General features: G+C 69.1%; 13 protein-coding genes. 6 read left to right on the forward strand and 7 right to left on the reverse strand.

Annotation, left to right across the window (positions count from 1 at the left end):
* The first annotated feature begins 12 nt into the window (after window positions 1–12).
* The 3 genes from IW249_RS18480 to IW249_RS18490 are packed head-to-tail and all read left to right on the forward strand — an operon-like array spanning window position 13 to window position 2393.
* Window positions 13–810, forward strand: a complete 798-nt coding sequence (locus IW249_RS18480; protein ID WP_196921889.1) for an ABC transporter ATP-binding protein — start codon at window positions 13–15, stop codon at window positions 808–810.
* Window positions 807–1568: an ABC transporter permease gene (locus IW249_RS18485; RefSeq protein WP_196921890.1), complete on the forward strand. Its 762-nt coding sequence runs from the start codon at window positions 807–809 to the stop codon at window positions 1566–1568. Before IW249_RS18480 ends, IW249_RS18485 begins: the two co-directional genes overlap by 4 nt.
* Window positions 1569–1613: 45 nt before the next feature.
* The gene (locus tag IW249_RS18490) at window positions 1614–2393 is read left to right on the forward strand and encodes a MerR family transcriptional regulator (RefSeq protein ID WP_196921891.1); all 780 of its coding nucleotides are present in this window, start codon (window positions 1614–1616) and stop codon (window positions 2391–2393) included.
* A gap of 7 nt (window positions 2394–2400) precedes the next feature.
* Here IW249_RS18490 and IW249_RS18495 read toward each other — a convergent pair whose 3' ends face one another.
* Together IW249_RS18495 and IW249_RS18500 are read right to left on the reverse strand one after the other, a co-directional pair.
* A complete protein-coding gene (locus IW249_RS18495) occupies window positions 2401–3354 on the reverse strand; it encodes a hypothetical protein (protein ID WP_196921892.1) in 954 nt (317 codons plus the stop codon).
* 29 nt (window positions 3355–3383) lie between these two features.
* Entirely contained in the window at window positions 3384–3980 is a 597-nt protein-coding gene (locus tag IW249_RS18500) for a VanZ family protein (protein ID WP_196921893.1), read from the reverse strand.
* Window positions 3981–4241: 261 nt separating this feature from the next.
* Here IW249_RS18500 and IW249_RS18505 point away from each other — a divergent pair, with 261 nt between their 5' ends.
* On the forward strand, window positions 4242–5189 hold the full coding sequence (locus tag IW249_RS18505) for an alpha/beta fold hydrolase (protein ID WP_196921894.1): 948 nt from the start codon (window positions 4242–4244) through the stop codon (window positions 5187–5189).
* 254 nt (window positions 5190–5443) lie between these two features.
* Here the strand turns inward: IW249_RS18505 and IW249_RS18510 are convergent, their stop codons facing one another.
* Entirely contained in the window at window positions 5444–6919 is a 1476-nt protein-coding gene (locus IW249_RS18510) for an arabinofuranosidase catalytic domain-containing protein (RefSeq protein WP_196921895.1), read from the reverse strand.
* 205 nt (window positions 6920–7124) lie between these two features.
* On the opposite strand from IW249_RS18510, the gene IW249_RS18515 reads away from it, so the two are divergent.
* Window positions 7125–8138 carry a LacI family DNA-binding transcriptional regulator gene (locus IW249_RS18515; RefSeq protein ID WP_196921896.1) on the forward strand — a complete coding sequence of 338 codons (1014 nt, stop codon included), beginning with the start codon at window positions 7125–7127 and terminating at the stop codon, window positions 8136–8138.
* Window positions 8139–8148: 10 nt separating this feature from the next.
* On the opposite strand, the gene IW249_RS18520 is transcribed toward IW249_RS18515, so the two are convergent.
* The 4 genes from IW249_RS18520 to IW249_RS18535 form a co-directional block, all read right to left on the reverse strand.
* Window positions 8149–9861 (reverse strand): amylo-alpha-1,6-glucosidase, encoded by a 1713-nt coding sequence (locus IW249_RS18520; protein ID WP_196921897.1) that lies wholly within the window; start codon window positions 9859–9861, stop codon window positions 8149–8151.
* A 56-nt stretch (window positions 9862–9917) separates the two neighbouring features.
* A complete protein-coding gene (locus IW249_RS18525; RefSeq protein ID WP_196921898.1) occupies window positions 9918–10742 on the reverse strand; it encodes a carbohydrate ABC transporter permease in 825 nt (274 codons plus the stop codon).
* Entirely contained in the window at window positions 10739–11578 is an 840-nt protein-coding gene (locus IW249_RS18530; RefSeq protein ID WP_307788629.1) for a carbohydrate ABC transporter permease, read from the reverse strand. Before IW249_RS18530 ends, IW249_RS18525 begins: the two co-directional genes overlap by 4 nt.
* Before the next feature lie 150 nt (window positions 11579–11728).
* Window positions 11729–12967 (reverse strand): sugar ABC transporter substrate-binding protein, encoded by a 1239-nt coding sequence (locus IW249_RS18535; protein ID WP_196921900.1) that lies wholly within the window; start codon window positions 12965–12967, stop codon window positions 11729–11731.
* Between the two features lie 299 nt (window positions 12968–13266).
* Here IW249_RS18535 and IW249_RS18540 point away from each other — a divergent pair, with 299 nt between their 5' ends.
* Window positions 13267–15102 carry an RICIN domain-containing protein gene (locus IW249_RS18540; protein ID WP_196921901.1) on the forward strand — a complete coding sequence of 612 codons (1836 nt, stop codon included), beginning with the start codon at window positions 13267–13269 and terminating at the stop codon, window positions 15100–15102.
* Window positions 15103–15277 lie beyond the last annotated feature (175 nt).

Raw genomic sequence — 15277 nt, forward strand, 5'->3', positions numbered from 1 at the left:
CATGCTGCCGGCATGAGCAATTCGCACCCGACGGCTCAGGCCGAGCAACCCGCGATCCACGTGCACGGCCTGGAGAAGTCGTTCAAGCAGCTGAAGGTGCTGCGCGGCGTCGACATCGACGTGGCGCGGGGCAGCATCTTCGCCCTGCTGGGCTCCAACGGGGCGGGCAAGACCACAGTGGTGAAGATCCTGGCCACACTCCTCAGGGCCGACGGCGGCACGGCCCGGGTCGCCGGCTTCGACGTGGCGACCCAGGCCGCCGACGTACGGCGGTCGATCAGCCTCACCGGGCAGTTCGCGGCGGTCGACGAGATCCTCACCGGGCGGGAGAACCTGATCCTGGTCGCCCGGCTGCGGCACCTCACGGAGCCCGGTGCGATCGCGGACGACCTGCTGAGGCGCTTCTCGCTGACCGAGGCGGGCACCCGGAGGGTGCGGACGTACTCCGGCGGAATGCGCCGCCGCCTCGACATCGCGATGAGCCTGATCGGGAACCCGCCGGTCATCTTCCTCGACGAGCCGACGACCGGGCTGGACCCAGAGGCGCGCATCGAGGTGTGGCAGGCGATCAAGGAACTCGCCCGGGGTGGCACCACGGTGCTGCTCACCACCCAGTACCTCGACGAGGCCGAACAACTCGCCGACCGGATCGCGATCCTCCACGAGGGACGCATCATCGTGAACGGCACCCTCGGTGAGCTCAAGCAGCTCCTGCCGCCCGCCGAGGTCGAGTACGTCGAGAAGCAGCCCACCCTCGAGGACGTCTTCCTCACCCTCGTCGGCGCCAAGACGGAGAAGGAACAACGATGAACAGGAACTTCCTCGGCGACACCACCGTCCTCCTGGGACGCTCGCTGCGCCACATCGCCCGCAGCCCGGACACGATCATCACGACGGCGGTCATGCCGATCGCCTTCATGCTGCTGTTCGTCTACGTCTTCGGCGGCGCGATCGAAACCGGCTCCGACTCGTACGTGAACTATCTGCTCCCCGGCATCCTGCTCATCACGATCGCCTCGGGAATCTCGTACACCGCCTTCCGGCTCTTCCTCGACATGCAGGGCGGCATCTTCGAACGGTTCCAGTCCATGCCGATCGCCCGATCCTCGGTGCTCTGGGCGCACGTGCTGACCTCGCTGGTGGCCAACCTGATCTCGCTCGTCGTCGTCGTCCTCGTCGCCCTGCTCATGGGCTTCCGCACCGGCACGAGCGTGCTGGGCTGGCTCGCCGTCGCCGGCATCCTGGTGCTGTTCACCCTGGCGCTCACCTGGATCGCCATCATCCCCGGCCTCACCGCCCAGTCCGTGGATGGTGCGAGCGCGTTCTCGTACCCGTTGGTCTTCCTGCCGTTCGTCAGCTCTGCCTTCGTGCCCACCGCGTCGATGCCCGGCCCGGTGCGCGCCTTCGCCGAGCACCAGCCGGTGACCGCCATCGTCAACGCGATCCGAGACCTCTTCGCGCAGAAACCGATCGGGTCGGGCATCTGGACCGCCCTGGCCTGGTGCGTCGGCATCCTCGTGGTGGCCTACCAGTTCGCCAACCTGACCTACCGCCGCAAGATCTCCTGACCCGCTGTCGACCGGGGCCGCGCACTGTGAGGGCAGGATCAGACCATGCTGACGATCAGTCAACTCGCGGCGTACGCCGGCGTCACGGTGCGGGCGGTACGGCACTACCACCAGATCGGCCTGCTGCCGGAGCCCGAGCGGGACGCCTCGGACTACCGGCGGTACAGCGCGGGGGCGGTGGTGTCCCTCATCAGGATCCGGATTCTCGCCAACGCCGGCGTGCCGCTGTCCCAGATCGGTCAGATGCTGGAGGCCGACGCGTCGACCTTCGCGGCCGCGGTCGAGGAGATCGACAGACAACTGGGCGACGAGATCGCACGACTGGAGGTCAGCCGGAGGCAGATCGCGCAACTCGCCGCCGGGGATCGTCTGGCGCTCCCACCAGAGGTGATCACCTACCTCGACCGGCTCCGGGACATTGGCGTCGCCGAGCGGGTGGTGGCGGGTGAGCGGGACAGCTGGATCCTGATGTCGGCTCGCTGGCCCGATCGCGTCCGCGAATGGATGCCCAGCAAGATCGCGCAGCTCGACGACCCGCAACTCGTTCGGCTCTATCGGATCCTGTCGGAGATCTTCGAAAGCGACACCGGCGACGACGCGCGTCTGGTGGAGGCCGCCGACATCCTGGCCAGCCTCGCCGAGCAGGCGTACCGCTCTGGTGAGGTCGACCTCGGCGAGGTGGCAAAGGACGATCTACCGTTCGACCTGCTGGACGCGCTGGCCGTCGAGGCGGACCCGCGGGTGGAGCGACTGCTGAATTTGATGCGCGAGCGCGGCTGGGATGGTCTGGCCCGGCTGGAGCGGCTGGCAGAGTCGCCCACCTGATCGACTGTCAGCTCTGTTGGTAGTTCACAGCGGCGAACCCGCACGGCTGGTGCAGGTGCAGGTAGTAGGCACCCTCGCCGACCTCGTCCAGGTCCGCGCCGCCGATCAGACCCAGGTAGTCCATCGGCTCCCCGCACCCGGGGCAGTCGGCGTGCTCGGCGTCCTGGATCCAGTCCGGTCGGCCGCCCAGGGTGGAGCCGCCCCGGTTCCAGGCGCTGGCCTGGTACGGGCTCGCCAGCGCCGGCCCCGCAACCGGGAGCAGCGTCGGCGGGTCCTCCGGTCCGGCGTCGCCGCCCAGGTAGCTCGGCCGGGTGTTGTCGGCCCACCAGGTGGTGGCACCGGACGGTGTGACCCGGCTGTACAAGGTCGTGTAGCAGGCGCAGAAGTGGCAGGTCTCGATGACCAGGCGGCCGGACCAGCCGGCGTGGGCCAGCGCGGCGCCGACGGCGGGGTCGGTGGTGTCGAGGTCGGCGGCGACCCAGAGCCGGGACGCGCACCAGGGGCAGGCGGTGCGGTCCGCCGGTGCGGGCGCGTCCCGCATGACCCACCGGTACGCGACGTCAGCGCACAGGTCCCGTCGGTTGCCGTCCGGGCCGATCGTCCAACCGCCCTCGGCCGCGTAGGCCAGCACCCCCACGTGCAGGTCGTCCGCGCCGGCTGGTGGGCGCGTCGACCAGCGACGCAGGGCGTCCTCGGCGAGTGGGTGAGCGCTGTGGGCCAGGATGAGGAGTAGATGGTTGAGTCGGTCCGGCGTCCGCCCGTCGTCGACCTGTTCGATGACCCGGCCGACCACCTCGGCGCCCGCCGCCCGGTACAACGTCGCCGGCCACAGAAGGTCGAGGTCGAGCAGCGCCCCGTGGTACGGCGACAGCCTCTGTGGATCGGCAGCGGCGATCTCGCTCAACTCCTCGATCGCGTCGTCGTCCTCGTCCGCCGCTCTCCTGATCAACTCCTCGATCACGAGCGGATGCTAGCTCTTCCCTCCGACGCTCAGCGTCCCGCTGCCCCGGCCGGCTGAGGTCGACGATCAGTGGACGTGTCGGCTGTGTCGCGCCACCAGCGACGGGACGCCAGTGCCGCCAGCCCGGCGCCCGCGGCGTTGAGCAGGACGTCGTCCACCGACGACACCCGGTCCAGCCGCAGGACGTACTGGGCGGTCTCGACCAGGACCGAGCAGCCGGCCGCGAGCGCCAGGATCCGCGGCACCGATGCCAGCGCCGGGAACCGCAGCGGGGCGAAGAACCCGAGGGCCGCGAAGACCAGCAGGTTGCCGACGACCTGGAACGTCGCCGTCACCGGACCCCCGTCGGAGAAGATCGTGAGCAGGTCGCGCAACGGCACCAGTGTCACCCGGCCGGAGACGGTGCCGGCCTGCTCACCCGGCAACATGATCATCCAGACCCAGGGGACCGTGCCGTAGACGATGCCGACGTCGGCCAGCGACGTCCGCCACGCCGACCTGGCGCCGGCGGCACGTCGGCGGCGCGCCAGGGCCCACACCGCAAGGGCGGCCAACGGCAGGACGATCGCCGTGATGAGGACGACGCCGTTGAACGTGCCGAGCCAGCCGTGCCAACCCTTGACCATGCGACCCCCGCTTTTCGCCCAGCCCCGAAACCTACCCCGCCCGGGCGGCGGGCGATCGCCCGTTCGTGGCACCGCACCCACACGCTCGCCGAGCGGCCACCGGAGCGGGCGCTCGGGGCGATCGCGCTGATCGCCGCCCCGTTCATCGGTGCTGGCGGCTGGGCCGGTGACCGTGCCCCTGGCGAGGGTAGGGGTAACTCCCAACCCGACTGGGGGGTAGCAGGATCGAGCAAGATCCAGAAACCGTGGAAGCTCATTTCCATGACCACGCAGAAGATCTCCCGGTTCCATCGGGCTGCCCTGGCCCTCGTCCTTCCCGTCGCCGTGATAGCGGCAGTCGCCGGGTGTGATGACTCGGCGGCGCCGAAGGCCGCGCCCGCGGCCAGTTCGGTAGCCGCGGTTCCCTCGACCTCGACAAGCGCGGCCGGCCCGGCAGGTGCGGCCCCCGCAGCGGGCTTGCATATGATCGCCAACAACGGGCATCAGCTTGCCTTCCACGTCACGCCCGGAAGTTCTCCCACCATCGTGCTGGACGCCGGCGGTGGCGAGGACTCCTCGTACTGGGATGCCCTGGTGCCGCAGCTGTCGCAGGCCACCGGATCGCAGATCATCACCTACGACCGGGCCGGTCTGGGCGCCAGCGAGGAGGTGAAGGGCCCATGGGACCCCAAGGCCGCCGCCTCCGACCTGCAGGCCGGTCTGCGTGAACTCGGCGTCACCCAGAACGTGGTCCTCGCGGGCCACTCGCAGGCAGGAGAGGTGGCCCACTACTTCGTCCTCGCGAACCCCGGCGTTGTCTCCGGGGCGGTGCTCATCGATGCCAACGTGCCGCAATTCTTCACCGACACCCAGACCCAACGCCTCGTCGCGCTAACCGCGCCGCAGATCGAAGAGCTCAAGAAGGCGCCGTCGACGAAGGCGAACCGCCAGCTCATCGCCACGGCCGACAACTTCGGTCCCACGCACCAGGCGTACCACAAGGTCTCCTGGCCCGACGGCGTCCCCGTCATCTATATCGTGTCGGACAAGACGCCCTTCGATGGATCTCCGCAGGACGCTCAGGCCTGGCGCGACGCGGCAGCGGCGTTCACCAAGGCGGGGCCCGACCGCACACTCGTCATCGCCGACGGAAGCTCGCACGACGTTCCCCAGGACAAGCCCGCCCTGGTGCTCAAGGAAATCGAACAGATGACCGCCACCGTCAAGTAAAGGCCATCGGGCCGACGGCTGACAGGACCGGCGAGCCTGGTTGACCGGCGCTGCCCCGGCGCGCCACTCTTCGCGACGCCCTCAAGCCGATCTGCGACGAGGTCACCCTATTCCGGTGGTTCTGATATCCGACGTTGCCGGCAGATCGACAGGGCGGGCCAGCCGAGCGCACGGTGCAGGCCGCCAGGTAACTCATGGTCGTGCCGCCCCCGGCGGCGCTGCGGGGGCGGCACGACGACCGATCCGGCGGTGGGTCAGCTGCGGGTGGACCACCGCTGGTTGGTGCCCCCGTTGCAGGCCCAGAGGATGAGCTTGGTGCCGTTGGCGGTGGCGGCGCCGTTGGCGTCGAGGCAGAGCCCGGACTGGACGCCGGTGATGGTGCCGTTGGAGTTGAGGTTCCACTGTTGGTTGGTGCCGCCGTGGCAGTCCCAGATGATGGCCTGGGTGCCGTTGATGGTGCCCTGGCCGTTGGCGTCGAGGCACTTGTTGCCGTACACCTGGAGTTGTTTGCCGGCGGTGTAGGTCCAGCGCTGTGCGGTGTTGCCGACGCAGTCCCAGAGTTGGACCTGGGTGCCGTTTGTGGTGCTGCCGTTGGGTACGTCGATGCAGCGGTTGGACTGGGCGCCGACGACCTGGACGTTCTGTTGCGGGTTGCCGCCGCCGGCCGGCGCGTAGGCGGCGGCGTTGATGTTGGCCTGGACTGCGTTCTCGGTGGCCGCCGTCGGGTAGCCCGACGTCAACACGCCTTCGAAGAAGGTGCCGCGGCCGGTGATGCTGTTGTCGCCGCCGATGCCGAGCAGGATCGCGCCCTCCTTCTTCATCGGGTGGTAGCCGTTGGGGCGTGGCCCGTCGAAGTAGGTCGTCAGGCTGCCCGACTGGGCGTTGCCGCCCCGGATCGCCCAGTGGTTCGGCTCGCCCTTGACCATGGCGGTGACGAAGCGGTGGTTGATCGACGCGATGTTGTTGTAGCCCGCGTTGACTCCGGAGAAGAGCCCCCACTCCAGGTCGGCCATGATCCAGGGGCCAGCTCCCGCCCCGTAGCCCCACTGCTTGTTGGCGCCGAAGTAGACCGTCTCCATGATGGCGCGTTCGTCGGCGAGGTTGTTGGTCTGCGCGTTGCCGTAGTCGAAGCAGCACCACTGGTTGTAGTGCGTGCCGTCGACGACCGCGTAGATGCCCTCGGGCTGGTCGCCGGTCGCGACGCCGTTGGTGTTGTTGTTGCGGTAGCCGGTGCCGGGGGCGATGTAGACGCCGTACGCCTTCTGCCCGCCGACGGTGACCGGCGCCGCCTTCGCGTCGGCGAGGTTGTCGAATCCGCCGGGAGCGGGGCCGACGAAGTAGCCGGGGGGTGCCTGGGTGAGGCGGTTGTTGCGGCCGGACTGGTCGTAGATGATCGTGATGACGCAGTTGGTGTTGGCGCAGAACGTGTCCTGGGTGGCGGCGTTGGCGTAGCCGCCCTCGCTGAGCACACCGACGTCGCGGGTGGTGTTGTCCGACGATCGTCGGACCTGGTAGAGCGGGCCGTTGTACGCGCCGTACAGCGCGCGGGTGGTGCTGTGCGCGGCCACGCACGGCGTGCCGCCGGAGGCGTAGATGTCACACGGACCGGTGCCGGCGGCGTGGGCGATGCCCGGCGCGTCCGAGACCACGTAGACGCCGGCGCCGGCGACGAGGACCACCAGGGTCCCGGCGGCGGCCATCAGGCGGCCCAGCTTTCTCCTCACATTCATCGGATCCTTTCCCGTGCTGTCTTGGGGTGGGGTGTGGCGGAGGAATTGACGTCACACGTCATACCTGTGACATTAATGGTCGTCCATCTATTGGCGCTAGTTGGCACGTGTTGGTCATCGATCGATGAGCCTGGGGACGGATATGCTGGTCAGCGGAGCAAGGTGCGTCCCCGTGTCGGGGCAGAAATCGATTCGAGGGCGATTGATGAACATCGGGGAGATCGCTCGCCGGGCGGGGGTGTCCCGCAGCACCGTCTCCTACGTGCTCAGCGGAAAACGCAGCGTGTCGGAGGCGACCCGGCAGCGGATCCAGTCGGTCATCGACGAGTTGGACTACCGGCCGAACGCCAGCGCCCGTGCTCTCAAGGAGGGGCGCACCCGCACCCTCGGGCTGGTCATCCCACCGGCGAGCCAGCGCTTGACCGACATGCAGCTGGGCTTCGTCGCCAGCGTCGTCGAGGCCGCCGCCCGCCATGACCTCGACGTGCTGCTGTCCCCCTCCGGTGGCGACCATGACCGGTCGTTCGAGCGGATCGTCACCGGGCGCCGGGTGGACGGCGTGGTCCTCATGGAGATCCGGTTGACGGACGACCGGGTGACCCGCCTGACCAAGGCCGGGTTGCCGTTCGTCACGATCGGCCGGACCGCCGAGCCGCACGGGATGAGCTGGATCGACATCGACTACGCCGGGCTGATCGCCCGTTGCGTGCAGCACCTGGCCGACCTGGGGCACCGGCACGTGGCACTGGTGAACCGGTCCGCCGAGCTGGTGGCCGCCGGCTACGGCCCCAGTCATCGCGCGCTGACCGGGTTTCGTGCGGCGGCGGCGGAGCGGGGGCTGACCGGCGTGGAGGTCTGCAGCGGCGACGACACCGCCTCCGGCGAGGCATGTATGGAGCAGCTGCTCGCGACGCACCCGGAGGTCACGGCGGTGGCCACCATCAACGAGGCCGCACTGCCCGGAATGCAGCGCGCGTTGACCGGCGCCGGGCTGTCGGTGCCACGCGACTTCTCCGTCACCGGAGTCGCCGCGCAGCACTGGGCGGAGGACTTCCGCCCGCCGCTGACCGCCGCCGACGTGCCGATGGTCGAGATGGGCGCCGAGGCGGTGTCGCTGCTGCTGGAGATCATCGCGGCTCCCGGCGCCGTCCCCCGACACCGCCTCTACAGCCCACCCATCTCGTTGCGTTCCAGCACCGGCCCGGTCCGGGCCCGCTGATCCGACCCGGCTACCCGCCCCGGACCCGCCGTTCCTCCTGAGCGGCGGCGAGGATGAGATAGCTGCTGGCGGTCCAGGTGTAGGCGCGGTCCCGGAGTCCGGTGCCGGTCTCGGCGTCGAAGTTCTCCGCGAAGCCGGACTTCTCGCACAGCGCGAGGAAACGCCGACTGATGTCGTCGGCGATCCTGGTCTGCCCGGCCCGGCGCAGGCCGTCCTCGACCAGCACCGTGGAGGGCGCCCAGATCGGGCCCCGCCAGTAGCCGTCGGCGAGGTAGTGGGCCGAGTCCGTCGGCTCGGTGGCCAGCCCGTGCGTGGTGAGGTGGGATTCGACGCCGCGCGCCAGTGCGGCGGCGACCGGGGCCGGCAGGTCGGCCCCGAGCGCGACGGGCATCAGGTCGAGCAGGCTGCGGCTCCTGCGCGAGTGCCCGGTGCGGGGGTCACGGGCGCAGAAGCGCTCGCCGTCCCACAGGTCGCGCAGCATGGCCCCGTGGATCCGGTCGGCCTCTTCGGACCAGCGGGCGGCGGGCTCGCCCAGCTCGGTCGCGAGGTCGGCGAGGCAGCGGAGCTGCGAGACCAGGAACGCGGCGAGGTCGGCCGTCTCGAGGACCCGGTTGTCGTCGAAGGTGGTGGCGTTGTCCCATCCGCTGTCGTTGCCGTGCTGGTAGTGCGGCAGGTCGTGGCCGGGGGCGCGCCGCGCGTCGAGCCAGAACTCCGACCAGCGGGCAAGCCGGTCGTACGTCTGCGCCAGCGCCGCCCGGTCCGGTGGCTGGGGAAGGCGTCGGCGCAGGTGACGCAGGGCCCAGCCGTGGATGGGGGGCTTGACGTAGTTGTGCAGGACCTCGGAGTGGGTGACCGAGTCGGGGAGGGCGCCGGCCTCGTCCTGGTGGTCGAAGGGCAACTGGAACTGGTGCCAGGCCAGCTCCGGCTCGCCGGCCGCCAGGGCGATCGCGTTGAAGCAGTGGTCCCAGCTCCACACCTTGTCCATCCAGTGCTTGGACATCAGGACGGCCGGCCGGGTGACGAAGCCCGCCGGGGCGACGGTTGCCGACCACAGGACGTACGCGGCCAGTTCGGCGGCCGGCGTCTCCGGACCGCGCCAGGGCGCGATCGCGTCGACGAACGCGGTGAACTCCGCGATCCGGTCGCGGCACAACTGCTCGAAGCTGACGGATCGGGTGTACGGGCGGCGTGCCGTTGCGTACTCCTCGATCGCGATCTCCCAGGGCTGGTCGCCGGAAAGGTCGAGGGACCGGTCGGCGGTGCCGAGAGCCTGCGCGCCGTCGGTTCGCGACAGAGCGCCGGAGAGCACTGTGATCCGGTAGCGGCGACCGGTCTCGTACGAGGTGAACACGTGTGATCCGTCGACCGGGTCGGCGTACAGGTAGGTCCCGCTGAACGGGGTGAGGGTGTGCGCGGCGGCGGCCACCCGCAGGCCGAGCCGGTGGCCCCGGATCCGCAGGGTGTCCGCCCCGTCGTAGACGGCCTCGATCCGGTCGGCCCCGTTGCGCCAGGTCAGCAGCGCGGGTGTGGCGACGACAGTGGTGCCGGCGACAGTGGGGGCGAGCCGCAGGACGGGGTGCAGCCCGGTCTGGTGGGAGACCAGGTGCAGATCGTCGGCGTACGTCTTCTCGGCTACCACCGGGGAGATGTTGAACCAGGATCCGCGGTAGCTGAACGGGATGTCCTGGATTCCGAACTCCGGACCGGACGGGGCGACGGTCATGGGTGGCGGGTGCCTTTCTGTGGTGCGGGTGGTCGGTCCTGGACCGCCGCGGATGGTCAGTCCTTCACGGCGCCAGCGGTCACGCCCATCGAGACGTACCGCTGGGCCAGGATCAGTAGGACGGCGGCGGGGATCGAGGCGACGACGGCGGTGGCCATGATGGCGTTCCACTGCTGGTTGTTGTTGCCGATGTAGTGGTAGATGCCGAGGGTGATCGGCTGGTGGTCGCCGCCGCCGGCCAGGGTCGACGCGAAGATGAAGTCCGACCAGGACCACAGGAACGCGAAGAGCGACACCGTGACGATCGAGTTGCGGCTGACCGGCAGCACTACCGACCAGAAGGTCCGCAGTCGACCTGCGCCGTCGACCACGGCGGCCTGGAGCAGTTCGTCGGGGATGCCGGACATGAAGGCCGTGAAGATCAGGACAGCGAACGGCACCGCGAGCGTGGTGTCGGCCAGGATCAGGCCGGGCAGTGTGTTGAGGACGCCGAGGGTGAGGTAGATGGCGTAGAAGCCCATCGCCATGATGATCCCCGGGATCATCTGCGCGATCAGCAGCACGAAACTCAGCGCCGGGCCGCCGGGCGGCCGGAGCTTCGCCAACGCGTAGCCGGCGGGGGCGGCCAGCGCCACTGTCAGCGCCACGGTGCCGAGACCGACCAGGAAGCTGGTGCCGAGGTACGGCAGTTGCTGGTCGAGCACCGCCCGGTAGCCGTCCAGGGTGCCGTTGGTGGGGAACAGGTGCGGGGGAGTGGCCCGCATGTCCTGGTCCCGGGTGAAGGACACGTTGATCATCCAGTAGACGGGGAAGAGCATCAGCCCGGTCAGCACCAGGCCGACGCCGGTCTTCCACCAGGCCCGAGGCGTCGAGGTGGTCATCGCAGCTGCTGCCTCCGCTCGATCCGGATGTAGAGGAGGCCGGCGATCAGGGCCAGCACGATGAGCAGGTTCCCGATGGCCGCGCCGGGGCCGAACTCGGGCAGCAGGTTGCCGAAGCCGAGCCGGTACGACCAGGTGGCGAGTGTCGCCGAGGAACCGGTCGGACCGCCCTTCGTCATGATCCAGATGATGTCGAAGACCTTCAGCGTGTAGATCAGCCCCAGCAGCAGGGTGATCAGGGAGACGGGACGCAGCAACGGGAAGGTGATCCCCCAGAACCGTTGCCACCCCGTCGCCCCGTCGAGCGCGGACGCCTCGTACATCTCCGTCGGGATCGCCTGGAGGCCGCTGTAGAGCACCACCAGGTTGAACGGGATGCCGATCCAGATGTTCGCGATGATCACCGAGGTCAGCGACCAGCCCGGCGACGTGAGCCAGTTGACCGGGCCGATCCCGACGACGCCGAGCGCCGTGTTGACCAGCCCCGAGTCGCTGTTGAGCATCCACGACCAGGTCGACGCCGAGACGATCAGCGGCAGCAGCCACGGTACGAGGATCAGCGCCCGCAACGTGCGCGACAGCGGGAAGTGCTTGTAGAAGAAGAGGGCCAGGGCCATGCCGATGGTGAACTGGAAGGCGAGCGAGGCCGCGGTGAAGACCACTGTGTGCGTCAGCGTCGGCCCGAAGGCCGGGTCGGTCAGCACGGCCCGGTAGTTGTCGAGGCCAGCGAAGGGGGCACCGCCCTGCACGAACGAGCGGACTGTGTACTCCCGCAGGCTCAACTCGACATTGCGGTAGAGCGGGTAGGCGTAGAAGGCCGCCAGGTAGAGGGTCACGGGTGCCAGGAAGCCCCACGCCCACCATCGGCTGGGCCGGCGGGCACGGGACGGGGGAGGCCCGGGTGGGGCGGCGGTCGCCGCCCCACCCTGGTCTCGTACGGCGGTGGAGGTCTCTGTCGTGGGGGGCATGGTGTCGGTTCGGTTCGCTTACCTGGTCGTGGCGGCGGTCTGCGCGGCGGTCAACGCCTCCTGTGGCGACTTGCCCCCGCTGAGGGCCGACTGCACGGCGGTCCACAGCGCCTCGGAGATCTTCGGGTACTTCGTGCCGAGGTCGTCACCGGTGCGGCCCTTGGCGGCCCGGACCGCCTCCACCCAGACCTTGAGCTTGGGGTCCGCGGTGGCCTGTCGCTCCTGAACGGCGGCGACGGGTGCGACGTAGGAGAGCGTGGTGTCAGTGGTGAGGAGGTTGTCGGCGTTGGTCAGGCAGGCGACGAGCTTCTGCGAGGTCTCGTACCGGCCGGTGTTCTTCTGCACCGGAATGGAGACGAACTCACCACCGGTGGGCGCCGGGGCGGGCCCGCCCGCGCTGGCCGGGATCGCGATCGTGCCGTACGAGAAGCCGAGCTTCTCCGCGTTGGCCAGTTGCCAGGTGCCGTTCTCGGCGAACGCGTAGTTGCCGGTGGCGAACTCCTGCCAACTCGTGGTCTGGGTGTTGTTGATGACGGAGTTCGGGGCGTGACCCTGCTTGAGCCAGTCGGTCCAGAGCGTCAGCGCGGACACCGCCTGCGGGGAGTCGAGGCTGGTCAGCTGGGCACCGGAGCCCCAGAACCAGGGCAGGAACTGGAAACTGCCCTCCTCGGTGCCGATCGCGGAGAAGGTGATGCCCTTCTTCCCCTTGGCCTTGACCTTGGTCAGTGCCGCGGTCAGTGACGTCCAGTCCTTGACGGCGGCGGGATCGACGCCGGCGGCGGTGAGGAGATCCTTGTTGTAGTAGAGGGCGAGGGTGTTCGCCCCGATCGGCACCCCGTAGGTCTTGCCGTCGCTCTGGCCGGCGCCGAGCAGGTTCTTCTCCATGGCCGAGACGTCCAGCTTGTTGTCGTCGGTGGTGGTGAGCGCACCGGCCTCGGCCAGAGTCGAGATGACCGGGTTGTCCACGATCAGCACGTCCGGTGAGTTTCCCTGCTGGGCGGCGAGCAGCGCCTTGTTTGTCAGGTCGGTCGTGTCGTAGCCGGTTCGCTCGACCGAGACACCCGCGGAGGTGCCGCATTTCTTGAGCAGCGCGACCCACTCGGAGTCGTCGGCGAACTGTGGATACGGGTCCCAGACGAGGTAGGCGCCGCCGTCGGCGGGGCCGTCGGCGGACGACGAGCAGGCACTGCCTGTCACTGCGGCGAGAGCTATCACGGCGACGGCGGCCAGGCGCCGCCGACGACTGAGTCCGGTCATGTGTTGCCTCACTTCAAATCGATCGTCAGGTGGGGTGTGTGGGGTGATCGTCGCGGGTTGGACCAGTCCAACCATGCGGCGAATCGATTCGACGAATCGGTTCGCCCGAAGATAGGTCTGGCCATGCCCAGGGGTCAAGAGTCAGTTGACCGTGCTGGGGGGATCGCTGGGCAACATGGGCGTTACCGCACCGTCACTTCATTGACACGGTTCAGTCTCCGGTCCTACGATCCGTGCGAATCGATTCGCAAGCGCTGCCCTCCGGAGAGCGTCCCCCGCGCCCCACCAAGGAGCCGCCCGTGAAAACCCCGTCCCGCAGCAGGTCAGGACGAGCCCGTGTGTTCGTGGCCCGACTCGTCGTCGGCCTGCTCGCCGCCGCTGCCGCCGTCACCGTCGCCTCGTCCCCCGCCCAGGCCGCCGACGAGTCGATCAGCGTCAACTTCGCCACCACCAACGGCGCGCCGACCTACCGCGCCTCCGGCTGGATCTACGGCATGACCGAGAACGCCAGCGGGCCCGCCGACCACTTCTACCGGGACGTCAAGTTCCAGTACATGCGCGCCGGCGGCGCGCAGCTGCCGGGGAGTGGCTGGGTCGGCGGAACCTACGACCGGCGCTGGAACTCCACACTCGCCCAGGCACGTCGGACCACAGCCCTCGGCGGGAAGTTCATCATCCTGCCGCACGACCTCTGGGGTGCCGACGGCGCCGGAATCTCCCGCTTCCCTGGTGACAACGGAAACTGGACCGACTACGACAACTTCCTGACCCGCCTGATCAACGACGTCCGGGCGTCCGGGCTGTCGGTGCAGTGGGACATCTGGAACGAGCCCAACATCACCATCTTCTGGAACCGGCCGATCTCCCAGTACCTCGAACTGTGGCGTCGGACCTACCAGCGCATCCGGGCGGAGTTCCCCAGCCAGCTCATCGTCGGGCCGAGCTGTGCCTGCGTACCGTCGACCAACCACGCCTTCTGGAACCAGTACCTGGACTTCGTCCGCTCGACGAACACGGTGCCCGACATCATCAGCTGGCACTCGCTGCCCGGTGACCCGGTCGCGAACGTCGCCGCCGCCAACGCCACCCTCGACCCGCGCGGCATCGCCCACCCGCGTCCGTACCAGATCAACGAGTACGGCGCGCCCGACGAGCAGAACCCGGCCGACGGCGCCTGGTACATCGCACGTCTGGAGCGGGCGCGGGCGGACGGTCTGCGGGCCAACTGGGCCAGCGGCGGCAGCCTGCACAACGACCTCGGCAACCTGCTGATCCGTAACTCGGCCGGCCAGCACCAGCCCAAGGGGGAGTGGTGGAACTACCGCTACTACGCCTCCCAGGTCGGGGAGAACGTCGCGGTGACCCCCAGTCAGTCGTACGACGCGTACGCCACGAAGACGGCCGGGGTGGCGAAGGTGCTCATCGGCGGTGGCCGTACCACCGGGAACCTGACCGTCAACCTGCAACGCCTGGACACCACCAGCGGCATCGTGCAGAACAGCCAGGTCCGGGTGCTCACCCAACGCATCCCGCACAACGGTGGCGGCGCCGTGGCGGGGCCGGTCACGGTCTCGAACAGCGTGGTCGGGGTGTCCAACAACAACGTCACAGTGACAGTGCCGTACACCAACCAGACCGACACCTACACCGTCACGCTGCTGCCCCCCTCCGACGGTGGCTTCCAATCGGTGGCGGTGGCCCAACACTCGCAGCAGTGCCTGAACAACGCCGGCCTGAGCACCGCCGACGGCAACGTCCAACAGCAGAACTACTGCGACGGCGGTGACCAGCAGCTCTGGAACTTCCGCCCGGTCGCCGGTGTGGCCAACACCTACACCGTGGTCAACCAGCAGAGCGGCAAGTGCCTCGACGTCAGCGGCGTGTCCACCGCCGACGGCGCGGCAGTGCACCAGTGGACCTGCCTGAACAGCCTCAACCAGCAGTTCACGCTGCGCAAGGTGACCTACTCGGGCAACGACTCGCACGACTACCAACTCGTCGCCCGGCACAGCGGCAAGTGTGTCGATGTCAACGCGGTCTCCACGGCGGCCGGCGCGCTTGTCCACCAGTGGACCTGCAGGGCGGCCAACCAGGGCAGCCCGTTGAACCAGACGTGGCGGCTCCTGGGTCGGTAGGCGTCCCGGGGGAGGTGGTGCGCTGGCCGTCCGCCCAGCGGCCAGCGCACCACCTCGCCACCGCATTCATTGACATGAATTAATTAAAGGTCATACGATTCGCTCCGAATCGATTCGCCACCGCCACCGCCCCCGTGGCGCGTCGACACCCCCACCGCGCTTCCACGACTCCGAG

It is taken from the genome of Micromonospora vinacea, assembly GCF_015751785.1.
Lineage (GTDB): Bacteria > Actinomycetota > Actinomycetes > Mycobacteriales > Micromonosporaceae > Micromonospora > Micromonospora vinacea.

Excerpts from the sequence above, each read along its gene's own strand:
- IW249_RS18480 (WP_196921889.1), top strand. The coding sequence starts at position 13 with ATGAGCAATTCGCACCCGACGGCTCAGGCCGAGCAACCCGCGATCCAC.
- IW249_RS18485 (WP_196921890.1), top strand. The coding sequence starts at position 807 with ATGAACAGGAACTTCCTCGGCGACACCACCGTCCTCCTGGGACGCTCG.
- IW249_RS18490 (WP_196921891.1), top strand. The coding sequence starts at position 1,614 with ATGCTGACGATCAGTCAACTCGCGGCGTACGCCGGCGTCACGGTGCGG.
- IW249_RS18500 (WP_196921893.1), bottom strand. The coding sequence starts at position 3,980 with ATGGTCAAGGGTTGGCACGGCTGGCTCGGCACGTTCAACGGCGTCGTC.
- IW249_RS18505 (WP_196921894.1), top strand. The coding sequence starts at position 4,242 with ATGACCACGCAGAAGATCTCCCGGTTCCATCGGGCTGCCCTGGCCCTC.
- IW249_RS18510 (WP_196921895.1), bottom strand. The coding sequence starts at position 6,919 with ATGAATGTGAGGAGAAAGCTGGGCCGCCTGATGGCCGCCGCCGGGACC.
- IW249_RS18515 (WP_196921896.1), top strand. The coding sequence starts at position 7,125 with ATGAACATCGGGGAGATCGCTCGCCGGGCGGGGGTGTCCCGCAGCACC.
- IW249_RS18520 (WP_196921897.1), bottom strand. The coding sequence starts at position 9,861 with ATGACCGTCGCCCCGTCCGGTCCGGAGTTCGGAATCCAGGACATCCCG.
- IW249_RS18525 (WP_196921898.1), bottom strand. The coding sequence starts at position 10,742 with ATGACCACCTCGACGCCTCGGGCCTGGTGGAAGACCGGCGTCGGCCTG.
- IW249_RS18535 (WP_196921900.1), bottom strand. The coding sequence starts at position 12,967 with ATGACCGGACTCAGTCGTCGGCGGCGCCTGGCCGCCGTCGCCGTGATA.